Consider the following 21124-nt stretch of genomic DNA (forward strand, 5'->3'; position numbering starts at 1 on the left):
CCGGTTACCGCGACACGGCGATTGTCGGGGGTCCGGCGTACCTTCCCGGTGAGAGCCCACTCACATCCACGGGAGGCAGTCGTGTCCTCGTCCGTATTGCTCGTGATCGGTACCCGGAAGGGGCTGTGGCTGGCGCGCCGGAAGGATGGGCGTTGGCGACTCACCGGCCCCTGGTTGCCGATGACCGAGGTCTACTCGGTGGCCATCGACACCAGGGGCAAACCGCGGGTGTTGGCCGGTACCGAGAGTCCGCACTTCGGTCCCACCCTGGTGACCAGTGACGATCTGGGACACAGCTGGCAGGAGCCCGAGCACGCCCCGGTGGCTTTTCCCACCGACACCGAGACCTCGTTGCGGCGCGTGTGGCAGATCGTGCCCGGACCTTCCGGCGAGCCCGGAGTGGTGTACGCGGGGACGGAGCCGTCCGCGTTGTTCCGCTCCGAGGACGGCGGCAGCAACTACGAACTCGTGCGCGGGCTCTGGGACCACCCGCATCGCGCCGAGTGGTTCCCGGGGTTCGGGGGACAGGCGGTGCACACGATCCTGCCCGATCCCCGGCAACCGAACCGGATCCTGGTGGGTATGTCCACCGGCGGCGTTTACCGCACCACCGACGGCGGTGCCGAGTGGACCCCCGCCAACCACGGCGTCCGCGCCTACTTCATGCCGGAGAACGAATACCCGGAATTCGGGCAGTGCGTACACCGGATGGCCCGGAACACCGCCGCGCCCGAGCGGATCTACCTGCAGAACCACCACGGCGTCTACCGCAGCGACGACGGTGCCGACACCTGGGAGTCCATCGCCGAGGGGCTACCCGTCGACTTCGGTTTCCCCGTCGCTGTGGATCCCGCCGACCCCGACACGGTCTACACCTTCCCACTGGTCGCCGATGCGCACCGGTTCCCACCGGAGGGAGACTGCCGGATCTACCGCAGCAGGGACGCCGGTGCGTCCTGGGAAGGCCTGGGTGAAGGACTCCCCCGGCAGGGGTTCTGGTCCGCCGTCATGCGTGACGCGCTCTGTCTCGACGACGGTGATCCCGCCGGAGTGTACTTCGGATCCCGGTCCGGTGAGGTCTACGCGAGTTCCGACCGGGGGGAGAGCTGGAGCCGGATCGCCGAACACCTGCCGGACGTGCTGTCGCTGCGCGCTGCCGTGGTCTGACCACCAGCCGCGAACCGCTGCCCGTCCACTGCCATCGGGAGACGATCATGCGAATCACCCTGGTAATCCCGCAGATGCTTCGTTCCACGGTCGATGGGGCGGGCACCCTGCGGCTGTCCCTCGAAGAGGAGGCCACGCTGCGACAGCTGCTCGACGAGCTGGCCGTCACCCACCCCGCCCTGGAACGCAGACTGCGGGACGAGACCCGAACGTTGCGCCGCTACGTCAACTTCTACGTCGACGGCACGGAGTGCCGCGCGCTGGACGGCGTCGCCACCGAGCTCGGCGACGGTGTCGAGGTCCGGATCGTGCCCTCCGTCGCGGGCGGATAGCTGCGTTGCGGGGCGGCGATTTCGCGAGAAATTGACATCCCCGTGCGGCGGTGTGGCCCCAGCTCCGTCAATTTCCCACGAAATCGCGGGGAGCGGGTTCCGGAGCCGAGCCCCTCACCACCCTCGCAGCCCGCACCGCCGCGGGTTCTCCGGGGAGTGCCTCGTGAGGACGGCCCCGACGTTGTGTAGTAACTACCCGATGTCGGGCCTCGCCGCAGCGAGAGCCGTGCGAGAGGTTCCGCTTCTCGACCAACTACGACAACCGAGTTGCCAACCCTAAGAGCTCAGCCGAGGGCGCATATGGCTAGCAGGAGGGTGGTCCCCAGTTCGCAGCAGGCGCCGAGCACGTCGCCGGTAACTCCGCCGAACCTGCGTAGCACGTGCCTGCTCAGCACCCACAGCGAGCCGAAGGTCAGTACCACGGCGGCGAGACCGACCCACCACGTTCCCGGCGTGGCGAAACCACCGGCGAGCAGCAGTGCCGCCCACCAGGCGAACACGGTGCCGCGGGGTTGCGTGCCCGCCACCAGCGCACCCATGCCCTCTTGTCGCGCCGCCGGGATCCCCCTGCGACAGCACAGCGGAAAAGCGGCCCTCCCGCCGGCGCAGGCGAGTACGACGACTCCCCACTCGCCGTGTGAGGCGGCCGCGGCGAATCCCGTAGCCTGCACTCCGATCGTCAGCACGAGTCCGGCCACCGCGAACGGGCCGGTGCTGCCGTCGCGCATCACCGAAAGCGCTCGTTCGGCGGCGCCGTAGCAGCCCAACCCGTCCACGGTGTCGGCCAGCCCGTCGATGTGCATCCCCCTGGTGGCCAGTGCCAGCGAGGCCACGGTGAGCAGTCCCGCCACCAGTGCGGGAGCTCCCAGTGCGAGCAATGCCCAGAGCAGGAGAGCGGCGAACACCCCGAGAGCGGCTCCCACCAGCGGAGCGAACGAGATGGCACGCCTGCCGGTGCGCTCGTCGACGGTGTCGACCCGCACCGGCAGTACGCTCAACCAGGCGAACGCCAGTCGAAGCCCTTGCACGCCGCTCAGTCCGCGGCGTCGGTCGGGGAGACTCCCGCCGCCTCGTCGGAGGTGGGGCCCGCTATACCCGCTTCGGCGAAGCTCGCCATCTCGGCCAGCACCCTGATCGCGGCGTTGACCACCGGCAGGGCCGAGACGGCTCCGGAACCCTCGCCCAGTCGCATGTCGAGATCCAGCACCGGCCGCAGGTCCAGGTGCTCCAGCACCAGGGTCGCCCCTGGTTCGACCGAACGATGTCCCGCCATCCACCACTGCGCCGCTCCCGGGGCGAGCTCCTCGGCGACCATCGCCGCGGAGCCGACCACCACGCCGTCGAGGATCACGGGAGTACGGCGCACCGACGCCTGCGCGAGGAAGCCGGCCATGGCGGCGATGTCGGCACCACCCGCCGTGCGCAGCAGCGCCAACGGATCGTCCACCACTTTGCGCGCGCGGCGCAGCGCATCCCGGATGGCCGCGGTCTTGCGCATCCACGCCGCGTCGTCGATCCCGGTGCCACGTCCGACCACCGCCACCGGCTCGTTCTCGGTCAGGGCCGCGATGAGGGTGGCGGCGGGGGTGGTGTTCCCGATACCCATGTCACCGGCGATCAGCAGATCGGCTCCGCTGTCGACCTCCTCGTCGGCCAGTGCCCTGCCCGCTGCGACCGCGTCGTGTGCCTGCTGGGCGGTGAGTGCGTCCTCGACGTTGAGCGAACCGGACGACTCGCGGACCTTGTGCGCCGAGATCGTCCGGTTCGTCTCGCCGTTCACGGCCATGTCGACGACGCGTACCCCCGCTCCGGCGTTGGCGGCCAGCGCGTTCACGGCGGCCCCGCCGGCGAGGATGTTCTCGACCATCTGTGCGGTGACCTCGCTGGGGTAGGCCGAGACGCCGTTGGTGGCGATCCCGTGGTCCCCCGCGAAAACCACCACGCGGGGCCGGTCGAACGGCCTGGGTGGGCAGGTGCCCTGCCTGGCCGCAACCCAGACGCCCAGTTCCTCCAGCCTGCCGAGTGACCCGGCGGGTTTGGTGAGCCCGTCGTGCCGCGCCACCGCCTGCCGGTGCGCCTGTTCGTCGGGTGGCCGGACCACGCCGAATTCGATACCCGGCCGGTCCGTGCCGTCCGCCGGTTCTGCCGATGGGGTGTGCATCGGTTGTGGGTCGGGCACCGTGGACAAGCCTTACCTCCGTAGTCGTTCGGCCGGAGTCGTGCTTGGCAACACCGCGCTCGGCTACGCACCGCCGCCGAGCTCCCACGTCGGGGTGTGCTCGCGGTGACCGACTCCGGGGATTCAGCGTAGGTCAGCCACTCAACGTAGTCGCAGTGGTAGTCCCGCGACCAGCAGCAGCACGCTGTCGCAGACTTCGGCGAGCCCGGCGTTGAGCGCACCCAGCTCGTCCCGGAACAGCCGACCCGCCCTGCTCTCCGGGACCACACCCAGACCGACCTCGGCCGAGACGAGCACCAGCCGTGCCGAACACGATTCGCTCGCGCGTGTCAGTTCGTCACGCTGTCCTCGCACGGTCGTCAGCGCCGAGGTGTCACGCTCCCACGCACCCGCGTCGTCCAGCGCGCCCGTCAACCAGGTCGCCAGATCGTCGACGAGGATCGGTGGATCCGCCGCTCGGGCGTTGTCCAGCAGGTCGATCAGGTCGTCCGGACGCGGAGCCTCCACGGTTTTCCAGTTCGCCGGACGGCGCGCGACGTGGTCGGCGATACGCCGGTTCCACTCCTCGTCGCGGGGATCCCGCCGTGCGGTGGCGACGTAGGTGGCGGCACCCTCCCGCGGCAGCAGCCCCTCGGCATGGGCGGACTTGCCGGAGCGCGCTCCGCCCAGTACCAGCGTGCGGTGCTCGGATCCGTTCACGGCGTGGTGGTGTGGCGGGGGTCGGTCTCCGCCACGTGCCCGATGACCTCGTCGATCTTGTCGAGCACGTCCTGGTCGAGCTTCACCCCTGCCGCCCGCACGTTGTCGGTGACCTGCTCCGGGCGGGACGCGCCGATGATCGCGGCGGAGACGTTCGAGTTCTGCAGCACCCAGGCCACGGCCAGCTGGGCCATGGACAGCCCCAGGTCCTCGGCGATCGGCTTGAGCTGCTGCACCGGTTCCAGCACCTCGTCCCGCATCCAACGCGAGATCATGTTCGCGCCGCCCGCCTCGTCGGTCGCCCTCGAACCGGTGGGAGCCTCCTGCCCGGGCAGGTACTTGCCGGTCAGCGCGCCCTGCGCGATCGGCGACCACACGATCTGGCCGAGGCCCTCCCGCTCCGAGGTCGGGATCACCTGGGACTCGATCACCCGCCACAGCATCGAGTACTGCGGCTGGTTGGACACCAGCGGTACGCGCAGTTCCCGTGCCAGCTCGGCGGCCCGGCTGATCTGCTCGGCGTTCCACTCCGAAACGCCGATGTAGAGCGCCTTGCCCTGACGCACCAGATCGGCGAACGCGGTCATGGTCTCTTCCAGCGGAACGGTCCGGTCGAACCGGTGCGCCTGGTAGAGATCCACGTAGTCGGTCTGCAGCCTGCGCAGCGAGGCCTCACAGGACTCCATGATGTGCTTGCGGCCCAGACCGCGGTCGTTGGGCCCCTGCCCGGTGGGGAAGTAGACCTTGGTGAACAGCTCGATGCTCTCCCGGCGCACCCCCGACAGCGCGCGCCCGAGCACCGCCTCGGCCCGGGTGGCCGCGTAGACGTCGGCCGTGTCGAAGGTGGTGATCCCCTCGTCGAGAGCGGTCAGCACGCACGCCTGCGCCTGTTCCTCCTCGACCTGCGAACCGTGGGTGAGCCAGTTTCCGTAAGCGATCTCGCTGATGTTCAGGCCGCTGCGGCCGAGCCGACGAAACTCCATGACATCCAGCCTAGATCCACATCCCGGTGTGCGCCCAGCACTGTGACCGAGCCGTGCTCACCGGACCTCGTTGATGTCCTTCGGAGTGACCCGGGGGCGGGGAACACGCAGTTTGCGCAGCTGCATCGCACGGGTGAAGGCGTACCACCCCATGCTGATCCCCTTGTCCTTGGCGTCGGGGAACTTGGCGCGCACCTGTTTCGTGACGATCCGGCCGAGCATGGTGCCCTCGAAGATCATCGTTATCAGCAGCGCCAGGCAGAACACCGTGGCGATCTGGACGACCATCTGGATCTGCACCAGCGTGGCCAGGAATATCACCAGCACCAGCGGCATGAACAGCCCCATCAGGTGCCTGCGGGAGTCCACGATGTCGCGAACGTGTGCTCGGACCGGTCCGCGGTCGCGCGGCATGAGGTAACGGTCGTCACCCGCCATCATCCGTTCGCGCCGTTCGGCCGCGGCCTTGCGCCGCTCCGGCTTGTTGCGACGCATCCGCTTGAACGCCTCGCGCTGGGTCCGTGGCGGCGGCGGAACCGGGCCCCGACGTTTGCTCTCGGACTCGCGACGTTTCGGGGTCGGCCTACCCTTGGCCTGGCTCGAATCGTTCGCGTTCTCCCGCGTCGCCTCGCCACCGTGCTCGTCGCTGTCGACGGTGGCGGTTTGCTCGGCGGTGTTGCGACGGAGGAACTTCACACCACCAGCGTAAGCGACACCGTCCCTGTCACGAATACCGACTCCGCGGTTGGGAGCCGATCGTGGAAATCGCTCGTGTCGCGGTGGGCCGCTCCGGCAGCGGCCCGCGCGGCGCGGCTCCCGTGCCGGGGCCTGGTCTCGTTCGCGACGCGCACCGTTTTCCGTGCGTATCATGTGCGGTGCTACCCGCGGGTGTCACAATCGGCGTGCGCGGGTTGGACCGCGGGAATACTCGCACTTACCGTGACCGTTGGAGTCGCGGGAACCTGCCAGCAGCCGCTAACCGCAAGGGAGAGCCATGACCGCCCAGGAAACAACCGTGGAGACCGAAGCGCCCGCTCATGGCGTCACGTTGACCGACCCGGCGGCCAGCAAGGCCAAGACCCTGCTGGACCAGGAGGGACGCGATGACATGCACCTTCGCATCGCGGTCCAGCCGGGTGGGTGTGCCGGACTGCGCTACCAGCTGTTCTTCGACGAGCGCACGCTCGACGGGGACGCGGTGCGCGACTTCAACGGCCTGGACGTGGTCGTCGACAGGATGAGCGCCCCCTACCTGCAGGGCGCCGTGATCGACTTCGTGGATTCGATCGAGAAGCAGGGCTTCACGATCGACAACCCGAACGCCGGCGGCTCGTGCGCCTGCGGTGACTCGTTCCACTGAGCGGACGCGATCGGCTTTTTCCGGGGATGGTGCGGCGAGGGATCTCGTCACACCATCCCCGTTTTTCGTGCGTCGCACGTCACTGTTCAGGGGCGGGTGTGTCCGTCACCCCAGACGAGCCACTTCGTGGTGGTCAGTTCCGGCAGCGCCATCGGGCCGCGGGCGTGCAGCTTCTGCGTCGAGATCCCGATCTCGGCTCCCATGCCGAACTGGCCGCCGTCGGTGAAAGCGGTGGACGCGTTGACCACGACCGCGGCTGAGTCGACCCGCGTGGTGAACCGGCGGACGGTTGAGACGTCCTCGCTGACGATGGCCTCGGTGTGCCCCGTGCCGTGTCGTGCGATGTGCGCCATCGCCTCGTCCGGGGAATCGACCACCGCCACCGCCAGGTCCATCGACAGGTACTCGGTGTCCCAGTCCTGCTCGGTGGCGGGAGTGACCGGTGCCGCGTTCCCGATCGCCTCGGCAGCACGCTCGTCCGCGTGCAGCGTCACCCCGGTCTCGGCCAGTTCCCGGGCCAGCCCCGGAAGCAGCGTCTCGGCGACCTCCCGGTGCACCAGCAGCGTCTCCGCCGCGTTGCACACGCTGACCCGGCGCGTCTTGGCGTTGCGGACCACCTGCCGTGTCTTTTCCGCGTCGGCGGCGCGGTCCACGTAGACGTGACAGTTACCCACGCCGGTCTCGATGACCGGCACCGTCGCCTCCTCGACCACCGCGTTGATCAGCCCGGCACCGCCGCGTGGGATCACCAGGTCCACGAGACCGCGCGCGGTGACCAGGTGCCCCACCGAGGAACGGTCCGCACACGGCAACAGCGTCACAAGGTTCGGGGAGAAGCCGGATTCGACCAGCACGTCCCGCAGGATCGACACCAGCGCGGTGTTGGAACGTACCGCCGAGGATGAGCCGCGCAGCAGCACGGCGTTACCCGACTTCAGGGTCAGTCCGGCCGCGTCCACGGTGACGTTCGGACGCCCCTCGTAGACGATGCCGACCACCCCGAGCGGCACCCGCACCTGTCGCAGCTCCAGCCCGTTCGGCAGCATGTTGCCGCGCACCGTCTCCCCGATAGGATCCGGCAGCCCAGCCACCGTACGCAGCCCGGAAGCGACCTCGGCCACCCGTGATTCGGTCAGCTTCAGGCGATCCAGCATCGCCTCCGGCATCCCGGAGTCGCGTGCCGCGTTGAGGTCGAGCTCGTTGGCGTCGAGAACCTCCCCGGAGCGGCGTGCCAACGCGTCGGCCATCGCGTTCAGCAGGGTGTCCTTGGTGTCCCGGGTCGCGGCGGCGAACTCGGCGGCGGCCTCGCGGGCACCGCGCGCCGCGGCCAGGATCTCCTCCCGGCCGGTGTCCGCTCCGGCGGCGGAACCCGTGGGTGACTTTTCCGGCATAGTGGTGCTCACACCGCCCAGGATAGAAGATTCACATCCGGCAGTGGGAGCGTGGTGAGGCGACTACCTCACGTGATCCGGTGGTTCGCGGCGGCACTCGGAGTGCCCTTTCCGGAGTATCGCGGAAAAGCGCGAACCCCTCTCGGTGTTTCCTTTTGGCGGTTCCGGTTCTTCCGGGGATTTCTCGGATGTCGGTCCCGAAATTCTGAACAGCTGAAAGACGTCGTTTTCCAGGGGACTCTTCTTTATCGATTGCGCAAGTGCTGTTGCGTATGTAGAACACCGTCCCGGACGAATCGTCGGCCGGGCGTTGTGCGGTGCCCGGGAAGTGTTTCGCCGACCTTTCGAGCACTGGAGAGGAAACGATGATGGGTTTACCGCCGAAGCGGGGAACGAGGAGGCGGGCCAGCCGCTCGGCTGCGCTCTCCGCCGCTGTGCTCGCCCTGGTGACCGCCCTCGGGGCGGGTGTACCGGCCGGAGCGGTTTCCGCGACCGCGCCGGGCGCTCCGGGCATATCCTCCGCGTGGACCACGGGTGCCAAACGAGGTGTCGGTACTTCCACCACGCTGGAGTCGAAGGTCTGGCACACCTTGGGGCAGGGGATACTCAACGAGGTCTACTACCCGCGCCTGGACGTGCCGAACGTGCAGGACATGCAGTACGTCGTCAGTGACGGGCGGAGCTTCACCGAGCTGGAGCGCGACGCCACCACGAGCCGGATCCTGCTGCCCGACTCGCGGTCGCTGCGGTACCGGCAGGTCAACACCGACCGCGACGGCAGGTATCGCATCACCAAAACCTACATAACCGATCCGCGGCGTTCGGTGCTGCTGGTCCGGACGCGTTTCGAGGTGCTGGAAGGCGGGCCGCTGCGGCTCTACGCGCTGTACAACCCCTCGCTCAACGGCAGCGGGATGGGCGACAGCGGAGCCACTTCCGGTGGGACCCTGGTCGCCAGTGACGGCGAGGTGGCCAGCGCGTTGGCCGCTTCGAACGGCTTCAGCGCCGCCACGAGCGGTTACAGCGGTACGTCCAGCGACGGCTACCGCGACCTCGAGGCCGACCACCGGCTCGACAATCGCTACGACCGGGCGGGCGAAACCGGCAATCTCGTGCAGACGGCTCGCGTTCCTGTCGAGACCGACACCACATTCACGCTCGCGCTCGGTTTCGGCGAGGACAGGGGGGCGGCGAAGACCGCTGCGCACGGCGCACTGGCGAGTGGTTACGGCGCGGCCAGGCACGAGTACGACGCGGGCTGGCACCGTTACCTCGCCTCGATCGACCCCGTCCCCCGCTCCGTCGCCTCGCGCGGGCTGATCACCCAGTACAACGTCGCCGCCATGACGCTGAAGTCCCAGGAGGACAAGACCTACCGAGGTGCTTTCGTGGCGTCGACCTCGATTCCGTGGGGTGGTGCCAAGAACGCCGACAGCTGCTGCACCGGCGGGTACCACCTGGTGTGGTCGCGTGATCTGTACCACACCGCGACGGCCGCGATGGCGCTGGGCGATCGCGCCGCCGCCAACCGAGCGCTCGACTACCTGCTGAACGTGCAGTGGCGGGAGGACGGTTCGTTCCCGCAGAACACCTGGCTCGACGGTGAACCGCACTGGCCGAGTCTGCAGCTGGACGAAGTCGCCTATCCCATCGTGCTGGCGCAGCAGTTGGGCCGGACCGGCGACGCGGAGTGGGCCAAGCTCCGGAAGTCCGCCGACTTCATCGTCGAGAACGGTCCCGCCACCCCGCAGGAGCGTTGGGAGGAGGAAAGCGGCTACTCGCCCTCGACCATCGCGGCCGAGATCGCGGGCCTGGTCACCGCGGCCGACATCGCCCGACAGCACGGTGACCGGCAGGCGGCACGACGGTATCTCGCCACCGCCGACGAATGGCAGCGCAAGGTGGCGGACTGGACCTTCACCACGACCGGCCCGCACGGTGACGGCGAGTACTACCAGCGCGTGGACGACGACGGTGATCCGAACAACGGCCACCAGCTGTGTCTGAACAACGGGGGCGGATGCCACGACGAGCGTGCCGTGGTCGACGCGGGATTCCTGGAACTGGTGCGGCTCGGCGTCAAGCCCGCCGACGATCCGACGGTGCTCGACTCGCTGCCCGAAACCGACGACCGGCTGCGGGTCCGGACTCCGAACGGACCCGGCTGGTACCGCTACAACCACGACGGCTACGGCGAGGCCGCGGGCGGTGAGCCCTACACCGGAACGGGCATCGGCAGGCTCTGGCCGTTGCTGACGGGCGAACGCGGTGAGTACGAGATCGCCTCCGGCGATTCGGCCGGTACTCATCTGGAGACGATGGCCAGGATGGCCAACGAGGGCTACCTCATTCCCGAACAGGTCTGGGACAGGCCGTCCGAGAACGGTTTCGTTTTCGGTGAGGGAACCGGATCGGCCACTCCGCTCGCGTGGTCCATGAGCCAGTTCGTCCAGCTGGCGAACAACATGGACGCGGGCAGGAATCTGGAGACACCGGACGTGGTGGCCCGGCGCTACACCGATTGAACGGTGCGGTGACGACCGACCGTGAGAACGCGGTGCCCCGGTGGAGCTCCGGGGCACCGCGCGGTGGCGGTCGAAGCCGGGGCCCTGCCGGGTGCTATGGACTTCGTGCTCTGTCCCCACCCGCCCGCACTCCCTAATGTCCGTGCAACGGGCGGCTCGGTGCGACCCGCCCGCGTCCCCGACGTAGCTACCCGGGATCCGAGGTGACCGGACATGGCAGTACGGGATGTGGACCCGGCGACCGTCGATCGGCTCCGCGGCGGTTTCCACGGTGTGATTCACACACCGCGCGACGCGGACTACGAGAGGCAGCGCGAGATCTTCAACGCGATGATCGAATCCCGGCCCGCGGCGATCGCGGCCTGCGCCGACATCGACGACATCCGTCGGGCCCTGGACTTCGCCGGGGAACAGGACCTCGAAGTCGCGGTGCGCGGCGGCGGGCACAGCGTCGCCGGTGCCGGTCTCGTCGACGGTGGGCTGGTCATCGACATGCGCCGGTTCAACCGGGTGACGGTGGATCCGCGGACTCGGTTGGCCACGGTGGGCGGCGGCACGCTCTGGGGAGAGTTCGACGGGGCGGGACGCCCCTACAAGCTCGCGACCACCGGAGGCCGGGTCTCCACGACCGGAGTGGCCGGACTGACCCTCGGCGGCGGTTCCGGCTGGATGGAACGGAAATGGGGACTGGCCTGCGACAGCCTGGTGTCGATCGAGCTCGTCACCGCTTCGGGAGAGCGGGTGACAGCCGACGCGGAACGGAATCCGGAACTGTTCTGGGCACTGCACGGTGGGGGAGGCAATTTCGGGATCGCCACCTCGTTGACGTTCCGGTTGCACGAGATTCCGGAATTCTCGATGGCGTTGTTGCTCTGGCCCGCGGAACGGGGGCGCATCGTGGCGGGCGAGTATCGTGATTTCATCGCGGGAGCACCGGACGAGATCAGTGGTGGGCTGATCTACCTGACCGGGCCGCCGGAGGATTTCGTTCCTGCCGAACTCGTCGACACGCTGTGCTGTGCCGTCCTGGTCACTTTCGCGGGCAACGAGTCGGAGCTGCGCGAGCTGATCCGACCGTTGCTGGGGCTGCGCCCCGCCGGACAGCTGATCACCGACATCGAGTACGCCGAGCTGCAGTCACTGCTGGACGATCCACCCGGTTACCGCAACTACTGGTCGGCCGAGCACATGGCCGAGCTGCCCGACGAGGCGCTTGACCGGTTCTGCGCCCGGGCGTACGACATGCCGGTGCCGTCCCCGGCACAGCACGCGTTGTTGCCGTGGGGTGGCGCGGTGTCGGCCAACGGGGTGGGCGCGGCGATGTCCGACCGTGCGGTTCCGTGGGTGGTGCACCCGCTCGGGTTGTGGTCGGACGCCGCCACCGATGAGCGAGCCATCCGCTGGGTCCGCGAGCTCCGCGAGGACATGCGGCCATGGACCACCGGAGCGGTCTACCTCAACTTCATCGGTGATGAGGGGCACGACCGGGTGGTGGCCGGTTACGGCGACGACAATTACCGGCGACTCGCACGGGTCAAGGCGGAGTACGACCCGGACAACGTCTTCAACCGCTGGCACGACATTCTTCCCGCCGCCGCGCCGGACCGGAGCACCGCGACGCCGACCCCGACCGGCGGCTGAGCACCGCCACTCGACTGCCCGCCCGCGTCGATTTCTCGAGAAATCGACGGGCCACCACTGCGGCGGTGCGCCCCTACGGGCGTCGATTTCTCGAGAAATCGACGCGCCGCTAAGACGCGGTGCCGAACCGACCAGCCTCGTAGGCCGCACTCCGACCACCCTCGCAGTGGCACCGCCGCGGGTTCTCCGGTGCGGCTCTCGCGAGGAAGGCCCGACGTCGTGCAGGTCGCTACCCGATGTCGGGCCTCCCCGCGGCGAGAGCCGTGCCAGAGGTTCCGCCACGGGATCGGCTAGGAAAACCGGGCCGCCAGAGATTTACTAAAGCTTCACGGGGTAGTGGGGCTCCGGCACCTGGGGCGTGAGCCGGTTCTCCACGAATATCCCGTGCCAGATCATGAACACCAGCAGCGCCCACAGCCTGCGACTGTGGTCCAGCACTCCGGAACGGTGCTCCTCCAGCAGCTGCAGCACCGCCGGTTTGTTCAGCAGGGCGTCGGTCTGGGACTCCTTGATGATGTCGCGTGCCCAGTCGTGCATCTCGTCTCGCAACCAGTGTCGGATCGGGACGGGGAAACCGAGCTTGCGCCGGTTGAGCACGTGGCCGGGAACCACCTTGGCCAGCGCACGGCGCAGCGCGTACTTGGTGGTGTCCTTGGTGATCTTCTGTTCCAGCGGGATCGTGCTCGCCGTGCGGAACACCTCGTTGTCGAGGAACGGAACCCGCAGCTCCAGGGAATTGGCCATGGTTACCTTGTCGGCCTTGACGAGGATGTCCCCCCGCAACCAGGTGAACAGGTCCACGTGCTGCATCCGGGTCACCGGGTCCCAGCCCTGCGAGGTCCGGTAGGCCGCCGCCGTCACGTCGGTGTGCGAAACGTGCGGGTCGTAGTCCGGCAGCAGGTTCCGCAACTCGTCGTCGCGGAAGATCCGGGCGTTGCCGTAGTAGCGTTCCTCCAACGGCAGCGCGCCCCGCCGGAGCAGGTCCTTGCCGCGGACCCCCTCCGGAATCGCGGTCGAGACCCGACCCATCACCTTGCGCACGGATCCGGGGACCCGCTCGAACGGGGCCAACGAGAGCGGTTCCCGGTAGATCGAGTACCCGCCGAACAGTTCGTCGGCGCCCTCTCCGGAGAGCACGACCTTGACGTGCTTGCGCGCCTCCCTGGCGATGAACCACAGCGGAACCAGCGCGGGGTCCGCCACCGGATCGTCCAGGTACCAGATGATCAGCGGCAGCGTCCGCATCATCTCCTCCGCGGAGACCGTACGCACGACGTGCTTCACCCCGATGGCCGCCGCCGATTCCGCGGCCACGTCCACTTCCGAGTAGCCCTGCCGCTCGAACCCGGTGGTGAACGTGATCAGGTCCGGATTGTGCTCCTTGGCCAGCGCGGCGATCGCCGTCGAGTCGATTCCGCCGGAGAGGAAGGCACCGACGGTGACGTCGGCACGCATGTGCTTGGCCACCGAGTCGCGCATCACGTCGACGATCTCGTTGTGCAGCCGATTGGCCTCGCCGTCGTTGTGAATCTCACGCGAGGTGAAGTTGGGGGAGAAGTACCGCTCGGTGACCAGCTGCCCACCCGGGGCCACGGTGAACGAGGTACCCGACTCGATCCGCCTGATCGAACGGTGCAGCGATTCCGGCTCCGGCACGTACTGCAGCAGCAGGTAGTGCTGCAGCGAACGCCGGTCGACGTCCTCGTTGATCCCCAGCGTCGCCGCGAGGTGCAGCAGGCTCTTCTTCTCACTGGCGAAACCGACCCCGTTGGGGCCGGTCGCGTAGTACATCGGCTTGATCCCGAAGGGATCCCTGGCGCCGAACACCACGTGCCGGTCGTTGTCCCAGATCAGGAACGCGAACATCCCGCGCAGCCGACCCACCATCGAAGTCCCGAGGTAGTGGTAGGCGACGATGATCGTCTCGCTGTCCCCGTCGGTGTTGAACGCGGCGCCGTACTGCTCGGTCAGCTCGGCCCGCAGTTCCAGGTAGTTGTAGATCTCACCGTTGAACAGGATCGTGTACCTGCCCGGTGATTCCGGCGGCCCCCAGCTCAGCGGCTGGTGCGAATGCTCGACGTCGATGACCGACAGGCGGTTGAAACCGAAGACGACCTCGCCGCCCTGCCACGTGTCACTCTCGTCCGGTCCTCGGTGCCGCTGACACGGCAGCGCGTTGGCCACCGCGTTCGTTGCGTTGCTTGCGTTCTCTTCGGTGGGACAAACCAGTCCAAGCAGGCCGCACACGCGTCTCGCGCACCTCTCGTGTCGCGGGTTGTCGGGTTTCGCTCAAGCCCAATAGGGGGTGATCCGGTTCTACAGTATGCCGTGCGCCTGCGGGCGAACCGCACGCACGGGTTCATTGTGCCGGTGCTCCGGTCGACGGCGCCCGGTGTTCACCGCGCGTCGTACGGCCGGATGACTGACTGGTGATCTTCGGTCACGGGCACGACCATGATTCGGGCGGTGTCGTGACCCCGGAGCAGTATCGCGGCTACTACTGGGCTAGGGTCGCTACAGTATTCCGGCGGCCGATCTTCCGCCCCGAACGCGAGGCGGGGATCAACGCCAGCGCCGTGCCGGTGAGTTTCACATGGAGGAGGCGTCGCGCAGTGGCCCTGAAGGACGGGACCCGAGTGCCACGGCTGGTCAAGGTCGGTGGACTGGTCGGCTTGGTGTGTGTCGTGGCCACGGGCTGCTCCCCTGACCAGGTCCTGCGGTTCGGCTGGCCCACCGGTGTCACCAGTGACGCCGAGTCGATGCGCCAGCTCTGGACCTGGTCGGTGATCGCGGCTCTCGCGGTTGGTGTGCTCGTGTGGGGACTGATCTTCTGGACGGTGGCATTCCACCGCAAGAAGAGTGACGAGCTGCCTCGTCAGTTCCAGTACAACAACCCGCTCGAGATCATATACACGGTCATCCCCTTCGTGATGGTCGTCGTGCTGTTCTACTTCACTGCCACGACGCAGCAGGAGGTGCAGGCAGAGGAGGAACCGGACGTCGCCGTTGACGTGATCTCGTTCCAGTGGAACTGGGAGTTCCGCTACCCGGGGTACACCACCCCGGACGGTGAAGCGGTCAACACCGTCGGCACGACCAACTGGACGCCGCTGTTGGTGCTGCCGACCGACTCCAACGTCGAGTACCGGCTCAGCTCCAAGGACGTCATCCACTCGTTCTTCGTCCCCAAGTTCCACTTCAAGCGGGACACTTTCCCGCACCCGGACAAGAACAACCAGGACAACGTCTTCCAGAACACGATCGACCGTGAGGGGTCGTTCGTCGGACGCTGCGCCGAACTGTGCGGTACCTACCACTCGATGATGAACTTCGAGGTGCGTGCGCTCTCACCGGACAAGTTCGAGCGCTTCATGGACCTGCGTACGCAGGTGAACCCGAGCACGGGCCAGCCCTACACCACGGCCGAGGCGTTGACCGAGATGGACTGCGGTGAGCTCTGCAACCCGAACTCGGTGACGACCATCCCGTTCGATCCGGATCGGCAGAGCTCGACTCCGCAGCAGGATGGTCAGGCCGTCGGCGCGGGCAACTGACGGTGTCGACGGGAAACCAGGTCACACGAGTGCGCCGGACGCGGCGTACGGGGTGAGAGTGAGGACTCCATGAGGGTCGAAGCCAAGATCTTCAACATCATTACCTTCTTCTTCTTCCTGTCGGCTCTGGTCTACGGGCTCTGGGCCAAGGAACCGGTGGGGACGGTGGCGCTGATCCTGGTCGGTGCGCTGTCACTGCTGATCGGCAGCTACTTCCAGTTCGTCGCTCGCCGCATCGAGTTGCGTCCGGAGGACCGTGAGGAGGCCGAGATCAGTGACGGTGCCGGTGACCTCGGGTTCTTCAGTCCCGGCAGCTACTGGCCCTTCGGGCTGGCCGCGGCCTCGGCCCTGACCGGTGTGGCCCTGGCCTTCGGCCACGTCTGGATGATCGTGCTCAGCGCGGGCGCGGTACTGATCACCGTCTCCGGGCTCGTCTTCGAGTACCACACCGGCCCCAACCACGAGTGAGCCCGAGTACGCTCCCGCGCGTCCGGCCGACGCGAGGGAGCCGAGCTGCCGCCGCAGGAGGTCCGCAACCGTGATTACCGCGTTCGTGTTGATCCAAACCGCCGCTGATCGTCTGACGGAGGCCGCGCAGGAGATCGCCGACATCGACGGTGTCACCGAGGTCTACTCCTGCGCGGGCGACGTGGACCTGATCGCCGTGATCCGTGCGTCCGAGCACGAGCGGATCGCCGAGATCGTGCCGGGCGCGATCAACAAGGTCGACGGAGTGGTGGACACCGACACCCACATCGCGTTCCGCTCGTACTCGAAGCAGGACTCCGAGGACGCCTTCTCCATCGGCCTGGATTCCTGAAACCGGGTTCTTCCGGTCGGTTTGCCAAGTCGGTTCCTTGGCGGAACCTCTCGCGGGCTCTCGCTGCGGGGAGGTCCGACATCGGGTAGGCACCTACACAACGTCGGGCCTTCCTCGCGAGAGCACCACGAGAGAACCCGCCCCGGTGCGAGTCGTGTGAGTGATGGGGCTCGGCCTGTGAAGGGTCGGGTGTCCGGTGCCGGGAACGCCGGACAGTTCGGTGTGCGAGTTCCGAACTCGGACGGCTGGGCTCGCGACTGGTCGAGTGTTCGGTCCGGCCGGTGCCCCGGTCAGGTGAGATAGCGGTAGTGCGTGGTCAGGGTGCCGTTCTCGAGGACGTGGAACGCCATCCCCGGCGGGTACCCCCTGGTCCAACACCCTCTCGTCCTCCCAGGGCAGTTTCAGCCCCGACACGATCCCCACAGCGCTCCGCCCGCGCGGTGTGCCCGGTTGATCGGTGTCGTGGCGCCGGGTTCACCGAGCAGCGACTCACGGTAGGCGGCCCGATCGTCGTGGTTGCCCGGGCAGCTGAACACCGGAAAGGGCAGCTCGAACAGTTCGGTGGCCCGCCGGTACTCCGCCGCGGCACCGTTGTCGGCTACGTCACCGGTTATCCCATCGCGTCGAGCGCCCCGCGCAGCTTTCGCAAGTGGTCCAGCACCCGCTCGAAGCGGGCGGTGCTGTGCTCGCCGCCGTCCAGGTGTGGATCGCTCAGCTGCGCCACGACCAGCCGATCGGAGCAGCCGGTCTCGTCGGGGTAGTGCTGCCGGGGCACGGATTCGTTCGCGCTCACCCGTGCTCCCGCAGTTTTCCGGAGAGTTCCCTCCAGGAGCCGAGCAGCCGTGCGGCGGCGCCGGAGTCGATGGCCTCGGCGGCGCGCTCGATTCCCTCGGCCAGCTTTCCGTTCAGATCGGTGATGGGCCCCTCGTAGGCGGCGATGGCCCCCGCGGTGTTCAGCAGTACCGCGTCCCGGACCGGGCCTCGGGTGCCGTTCAGCAGGTCACGGACCACTCCGGCGTTCACCGTCGCGTCACCCCCCTGCAGCTGTTCGGGCTCGGTCAACGACAGACCCAACGCGGTGGGGTCGATCCGCGCATCCCGGACGGTGCCCTCGCCGATGATCCAGGCCGTGCTGGTCGTCGTCGTGGTGATCTCGTCCATCCCGTCGTCCCCGCTGACCAGCAGTACCGAGTGGCCGCGTCGGGCGAACACCTCGGCCATGACCGGTGCCAGTCCGCGGTCCGCGCACCCGATCAGACCACTGGTGGGGCGGGCCGGATTGGTCAGCGGGCCGAGCACGTTGAACGCGGTGGGAATGCCGATTTCCCGGCGGGGAGCGGAGGTGTGCTTGAAAGCGGGGTGGAACAGCCCCGCGAAGCAGAATCCGATCCCCAGCTCCGTCACACATCGCTCGACGCCCTCGGGAGGCAGGTCGATCGCCACACCGAGCTCTTCGAGCACGTCGGCGGTGCCGCACTTCGACGAGGCCGCGCGGTTACCGTGCTTTACGACCGTGCTGCCGCACGCGGCCAGCACGATCGAGGTCATCGTGGAGATGTTCACCGTGCCCGCACGATCGCCGCCGGTGCCCACCACGTCGACGGCACGAGTGGAGAGGTCGAGCTGCCGTGCGTGCGAGAGCATCGTGTCGGCCATTCCGATGATCTCGGAAGAGCTCTCACCCTTGGCGCGCAGCGCGACCGCGAACGCCGCGACCCTGGCTGGAGTGGCTTCGCCGGTCATGACCTGGTCCATGGCCCAGGAGGTCTCGGCGACCGAGAGGTCCTCGCGGGAGACGAGCCGGTTCAGCAGGTCGGGCCAGGTCGTTGTCGCTGTCTGCACGTGGCGTCCTCGAAAGTCCGTATCAGCCGCCGGCGGTGGGCAGGGCGTGGGCGCGCAGCACCTCGGCCACCGACTCTGCCGCCGTCAACGGGTCGAGCGGGTGGACCAGTACCGCGTCCGCCTGGGACCAGGTCGCCAGCCACCGGTCGTCCTTGCGTCGTACGGTGACCACCGTCGGCGGGCAGGAGGTGAGCTCGTTCTTCAGCTGCCGCGACACTCCCATACCTCCGGTGGGCTGCGCCTCACCGTCGAGAATCAGGAGATCCACGTTGCCCGCGTCCACCTCGCCGATCACTTCGGCCACCGTCGATGCCTCAATGTAGTGCACGCTTCGGATATCGGGGGAGGGGCGACGCCCGATGGCTGTGATGATCGCCTCACGGACTTCCTGGCGGTGGCTGAACACGAGGACGTTGCTCGTCGATGTGCTCATGGGCACTCCTTGGCTGCCGGTGCGGCCCGCACGGACGGGGCGGTTCGTGTCGGGTAGTCACGAGTGCTCGTATCGTATCCGTAACGCCGCTCCGGAGGGTAATACACCTCACTGACGTGATCGATCACTCTCGTTCGGCGGCTGCAACGCCTGCCATCCGGCCAGGTGCCCGCCGTGTCGCTGCGCCAGTCCCACCATCCGGGAGCTCTCTCTGGCGCACGTCATCGCGTCTATCCGGCGAACACACTGCGCGACGAGCATCGTGGATTCCGAGGCGGACGCGTCGCCCGAACCTCGCGTCGTCGTTTCGGTGCGCAGTAGCCAACCCTCGGCCTCGAGGGGCTCGCGGAGTTCGGGCGCGGCGGCGGAGCCGACCGCGATCCGGTAGCGCAGCACAACGGGAAATTCCGGGATCCACGCAGGTGAACGGGCCAATACCGTGGAGGCCGACTCCGTCTCGTCGGTCGCTTCCACCACCACCGTCAGCTCCGGATCGTCCGGAGTGGGCCATGCCGGTTCCCGACTGCCGCGCCACGTGCGCAACAGTCGCGACAGACCACCGCGAATGCTCACGCGGGGTAACCTCCCGTCGATCTCGTAGTAGGCGAACGGGGTTGCGACGGACCCGACCGGGCGTCCCGAAATCGTCCGCGACATAATGCGTCGCGTGACAACGGCAGCGCCCTCAATCAGTCAACGCGTGCACTCGCTGAACCGACCGAACATGGTCAGCGTGGGCACCATCGTTTGGTTGGCCAGCGAGCTGATGTTCTTCGCCGGGCTCTTCGCCATGTTCTTCACGGTGAAGGCCCAGAACGAGGGACCCTGGCCGCCGCCGCCCTCCGAACTCAACGTGGCCTACGCCCTACCCTTCACTGTGATTCTGGTGGCCTCCTCGTTCACCTGCCAGTGGGGTGTGTTCGCGGCGGAGCGCGGTGACGTCTACGGCCTTCGCCGCTGGTACATGCTCACGCTCGCCATGGGCACCATCTTCGTGCTGGGCCAGGCGGGTGAGTACCACACGCTGATCACCGAGCACCACACCACGATGGCCAGCTCGGCGTTCGGCACGGTGTTCTACATGACCACGGGCTTCCACGGTCTGCACGTGATCGGCGGACTGGTCGCCTTCGTGATCCTGATGATCCGTACCAGGATGAGCAAGTTCACACCGGCCCAGGCGGTGGCATCGATCGTCGTGTCGTACTACTGGCACTTCGTCGACATCGTGTGGATCGGCCTGTTCATGGTCATCTACCTGGTGCCGTGACGCGGCGGCGAGTATGTCGCGACAGAGCCATGGGTAGGCAGCTAGGCGAGAAGTCAAGCGTGATGTTGTTGCCGCTGAACCACCCCGAACATGACAGCAAGGGTTTTGCGCACTCATGACCACCAACAAGAAACGCAACCGCGCGGGTTCCAAGTTCCGGCGACGGCTTTCGGGTGTGCTGGCGCTCGGGATCGCCTTGGTGGCTGCGGGCGGCCTGTACAGCCTGCTGCTCCCCGAGCCGCAGACCGCCACCGCGGCCGAGGACCCGGCACTGATCAGGCAGGGTAAGGAGCTCTACAACAATGCCTGCATCACTTGCCACGGCGAGAACCTGCAGGGCGTTGAGGATCGGGGCCCCAGCCTGATCGGTGTCGGTGGTGCGGCCGTGCACTTCCAGGTCTCCAGTGGTCGGATGCCGCTGATGCGGCAGGAGGCACAGGCGCAGCGCAAGCCTCCGAAGTACTCCGAGAAGGAGATCCAGGCACTGGCCGCGTACGCGCAGGCCGTCGGCGGTGGACCCGAGCAGCCGGCGGAAACGGGCGAGCAGCTCCAGGGGGACGACCCCGCACGTGGTGCGGAGTTGTTCCGGCTGAACTGCGCTTCCTGTCACAACTTCACCGGACGCGGTATCGCGCTTTCGTCGGGCAAGTACGCCCCGAACCTGGATCCCGCGTCCGAGCAGCAGATCTACGAGGCGATGGAGACCGGCCCGGAGAACATGCCCAAGTTCTCCGAGCGCCAGCTCACACCCGACGAGAAGAAGGACATCATCGCCTACGTGAAGTCGGTGACCGACGGCAACAACAACCCCGGCGGCAACGCGCTCGGCGGTTACGGGCCCGGCCCGGAGACGGTCGTGGCCTGGGTCATCGGGCTGGGTAGTCTCGTCGGCCTCACGCTGTGGATCGGAGCCAGGGCATGAGTGAGC

General features: G+C 67.7%; 21 protein-coding genes. 10 read left to right on the top strand and 11 right to left on the bottom strand.

The window, feature by feature from the left end:
• Window positions 1-81 precede the first annotated feature (81 nt).
• Together BM150_RS11590 and BM150_RS11595 are read left to right on the top strand one after the other, a co-directional pair.
• Window positions 82-1167, top strand: a complete 1086-nt coding sequence (locus BM150_RS11590) for a WD40/YVTN/BNR-like repeat-containing protein (RefSeq protein WP_092927022.1) — start codon at window positions 82-84, stop codon at window positions 1165-1167.
• Between the two features lie 47 nt (window positions 1168-1214).
• The gene (locus tag BM150_RS11595) at window positions 1215-1499 is read left to right on the top strand and encodes a MoaD/ThiS family protein (protein WP_092927024.1); all 285 of its coding nucleotides are present in this window, start codon (window positions 1215-1217) and stop codon (window positions 1497-1499) included.
• A gap of 284 nt (window positions 1500-1783) precedes the next feature.
• Here the strand turns inward: BM150_RS11595 and BM150_RS11600 are convergent, their stop codons facing one another.
• The 5 genes from BM150_RS11600 to BM150_RS11615 all read right to left on the bottom strand — a co-directional run bounded on the left by BM150_RS11600 (window position 1784) and on the right by BM150_RS11615 (window position 6056).
• Window positions 1784-2527: an adenosylcobinamide-GDP ribazoletransferase gene (locus BM150_RS11600; protein WP_092927026.1), complete on the bottom strand. Its 744-nt coding sequence runs from the start codon at window positions 2525-2527 to the stop codon at window positions 1784-1786.
• 5 nt (window positions 2528-2532) lie between these two features.
• Window positions 2533-3660, bottom strand: a complete 1128-nt coding sequence (gene cobT, locus BM150_RS24490) for a nicotinate-nucleotide--dimethylbenzimidazole phosphoribosyltransferase (protein ID WP_217641595.1) — start codon at window positions 3658-3660, stop codon at window positions 2533-2535.
• A 159-nt stretch (window positions 3661-3819) separates the two neighbouring features.
• Window positions 3820-4377, bottom strand: a complete 558-nt coding sequence (gene cobU, locus BM150_RS24495; RefSeq protein WP_217641596.1) for a bifunctional adenosylcobinamide kinase/adenosylcobinamide-phosphate guanylyltransferase — start codon at window positions 4375-4377, stop codon at window positions 3820-3822.
• Complete coding sequence (locus BM150_RS11610) at window positions 4374-5360, bottom strand: aldo/keto reductase family protein (RefSeq protein ID WP_092927028.1); 987 nt, start codon at window positions 5358-5360, stop codon at window positions 4374-4376. The genes cobU and BM150_RS11610 overlap by 4 nt, the downstream gene beginning before the upstream one ends.
• A 57-nt stretch (window positions 5361-5417) precedes the next feature.
• A complete protein-coding gene (locus BM150_RS11615) occupies window positions 5418-6056 on the bottom strand; it encodes a DUF3043 domain-containing protein (RefSeq protein ID WP_092927030.1) in 639 nt (212 codons plus the stop codon).
• Window positions 6057-6354: 298 nt separating this feature from the next.
• On the opposite strand from BM150_RS11615, the gene BM150_RS11620 reads away from it, so the two are divergent.
• A complete protein-coding gene (locus BM150_RS11620) occupies window positions 6355-6720 on the top strand; it encodes a HesB/IscA family protein (RefSeq protein WP_092927032.1) in 366 nt (121 codons plus the stop codon).
• 86 nt (window positions 6721-6806) lie between these two features.
• Here the strand turns inward: BM150_RS11620 and BM150_RS11625 are convergent, their stop codons facing one another.
• A complete protein-coding gene (locus tag BM150_RS11625) occupies window positions 6807-8111 on the bottom strand; it encodes a glutamate-5-semialdehyde dehydrogenase (RefSeq protein ID WP_092927034.1) in 1305 nt (434 codons plus the stop codon).
• Window positions 8112-8479: 368 nt separating this feature from the next.
• Here BM150_RS11625 and BM150_RS11630 point away from each other — a divergent pair, with 368 nt between their 5' ends.
• Both BM150_RS11630 and BM150_RS11635 read left to right on the top strand, forming a co-directional pair.
• The gene (locus BM150_RS11630; RefSeq protein ID WP_092927036.1) at window positions 8480-10636 is read left to right on the top strand and encodes a glucan 1,4-alpha-glucosidase; all 2157 of its coding nucleotides are present in this window, start codon (window positions 8480-8482) and stop codon (window positions 10634-10636) included.
• 213 nt (window positions 10637-10849) lie between these two features.
• On the top strand, window positions 10850-12277 hold the full coding sequence (locus BM150_RS11635; protein ID WP_092927038.1) for an FAD-binding oxidoreductase: 1428 nt from the start codon (window positions 10850-10852) through the stop codon (window positions 12275-12277).
• A gap of 318 nt (window positions 12278-12595) precedes the next feature.
• Here the strand turns inward: BM150_RS11635 and asnB are convergent, their stop codons facing one another.
• Window positions 12596-14524 carry an asparagine synthase (glutamine-hydrolyzing) gene (gene asnB, locus BM150_RS11640; protein ID WP_092927040.1) on the bottom strand — a complete coding sequence of 643 codons (1929 nt, stop codon included), beginning with the start codon at window positions 14522-14524 and terminating at the stop codon, window positions 12596-12598.
• Window positions 14525-14889: 365 nt separating this feature from the next.
• Here asnB and ctaC point away from each other — a divergent pair, with 365 nt between their 5' ends.
• From ctaC to BM150_RS11655, 3 genes are all read left to right on the top strand, one after another.
• Window positions 14890-15831: an aa3-type cytochrome oxidase subunit II gene (ctaC, locus tag BM150_RS11645; RefSeq protein WP_092927042.1), complete on the top strand. Its 942-nt coding sequence runs from the start codon at window positions 14890-14892 to the stop codon at window positions 15829-15831.
• 69 nt (window positions 15832-15900) lie between these two features.
• A complete protein-coding gene (locus BM150_RS11650; RefSeq protein WP_092628695.1) occupies window positions 15901-16299 on the top strand; it encodes a cytochrome c oxidase subunit 4 in 399 nt (132 codons plus the stop codon).
• Between the two features lie 70 nt (window positions 16300-16369).
• Window positions 16370-16651: an Lrp/AsnC family transcriptional regulator gene (locus BM150_RS11655; RefSeq protein ID WP_092927044.1), complete on the top strand. Its 282-nt coding sequence runs from the start codon at window positions 16370-16372 to the stop codon at window positions 16649-16651.
• 610 nt (window positions 16652-17261) lie between these two features.
• Here BM150_RS11655 and BM150_RS24125 read toward each other — a convergent pair.
• From BM150_RS24125 to BM150_RS11675, 4 genes are all read right to left on the bottom strand, one after another.
• The gene (locus BM150_RS24125) at window positions 17262-17444 is read right to left on the bottom strand and encodes a hypothetical protein (protein WP_092927046.1); all 183 of its coding nucleotides are present in this window, start codon (window positions 17442-17444) and stop codon (window positions 17262-17264) included.
• Window positions 17441-18493 (bottom strand): anthranilate phosphoribosyltransferase, encoded by a 1053-nt coding sequence (trpD, locus tag BM150_RS11665; RefSeq protein ID WP_092927048.1) that lies wholly within the window; start codon window positions 18491-18493, stop codon window positions 17441-17443. The genes BM150_RS24125 and trpD overlap by 4 nt, the downstream gene beginning before the upstream one ends.
• 22 nt (window positions 18494-18515) lie before the next feature.
• On the bottom strand, window positions 18516-18926 hold the full coding sequence (locus tag BM150_RS11670) for a hypothetical protein (RefSeq protein ID WP_092927050.1): 411 nt from the start codon (window positions 18924-18926) through the stop codon (window positions 18516-18518).
• A gap of 108 nt (window positions 18927-19034) precedes the next feature.
• The gene (locus tag BM150_RS11675; RefSeq protein WP_217641597.1) at window positions 19035-19499 is read right to left on the bottom strand and encodes a hypothetical protein; all 465 of its coding nucleotides are present in this window, start codon (window positions 19497-19499) and stop codon (window positions 19035-19037) included.
• A gap of 85 nt (window positions 19500-19584) precedes the next feature.
• On the opposite strand from BM150_RS11675, the gene ctaE reads away from it, so the two are divergent.
• Together ctaE and qcrC are read left to right on the top strand one after the other, a co-directional pair.
• The gene (gene ctaE / locus BM150_RS11680; RefSeq protein WP_092927053.1) at window positions 19585-20196 is read left to right on the top strand and encodes an aa3-type cytochrome oxidase subunit III; all 612 of its coding nucleotides are present in this window, start codon (window positions 19585-19587) and stop codon (window positions 20194-20196) included.
• Between the two features lie 115 nt (window positions 20197-20311).
• Window positions 20312-21118, top strand: coding sequence for a cytochrome bc1 complex diheme cytochrome c subunit (gene qcrC, locus BM150_RS11685; protein WP_092927055.1), 807 nt, complete (start codon window positions 20312-20314; stop codon window positions 21116-21118).
• The last annotated feature ends 6 nt before the right edge of the window (window positions 21119-21124 follow it).

The organism is Actinopolyspora alba, assembly GCF_900112765.1.
In the GTDB taxonomy this organism is placed as follows: Bacteria; Actinomycetota; Actinomycetes; order Mycobacteriales; family Pseudonocardiaceae; genus Actinopolyspora; species Actinopolyspora alba.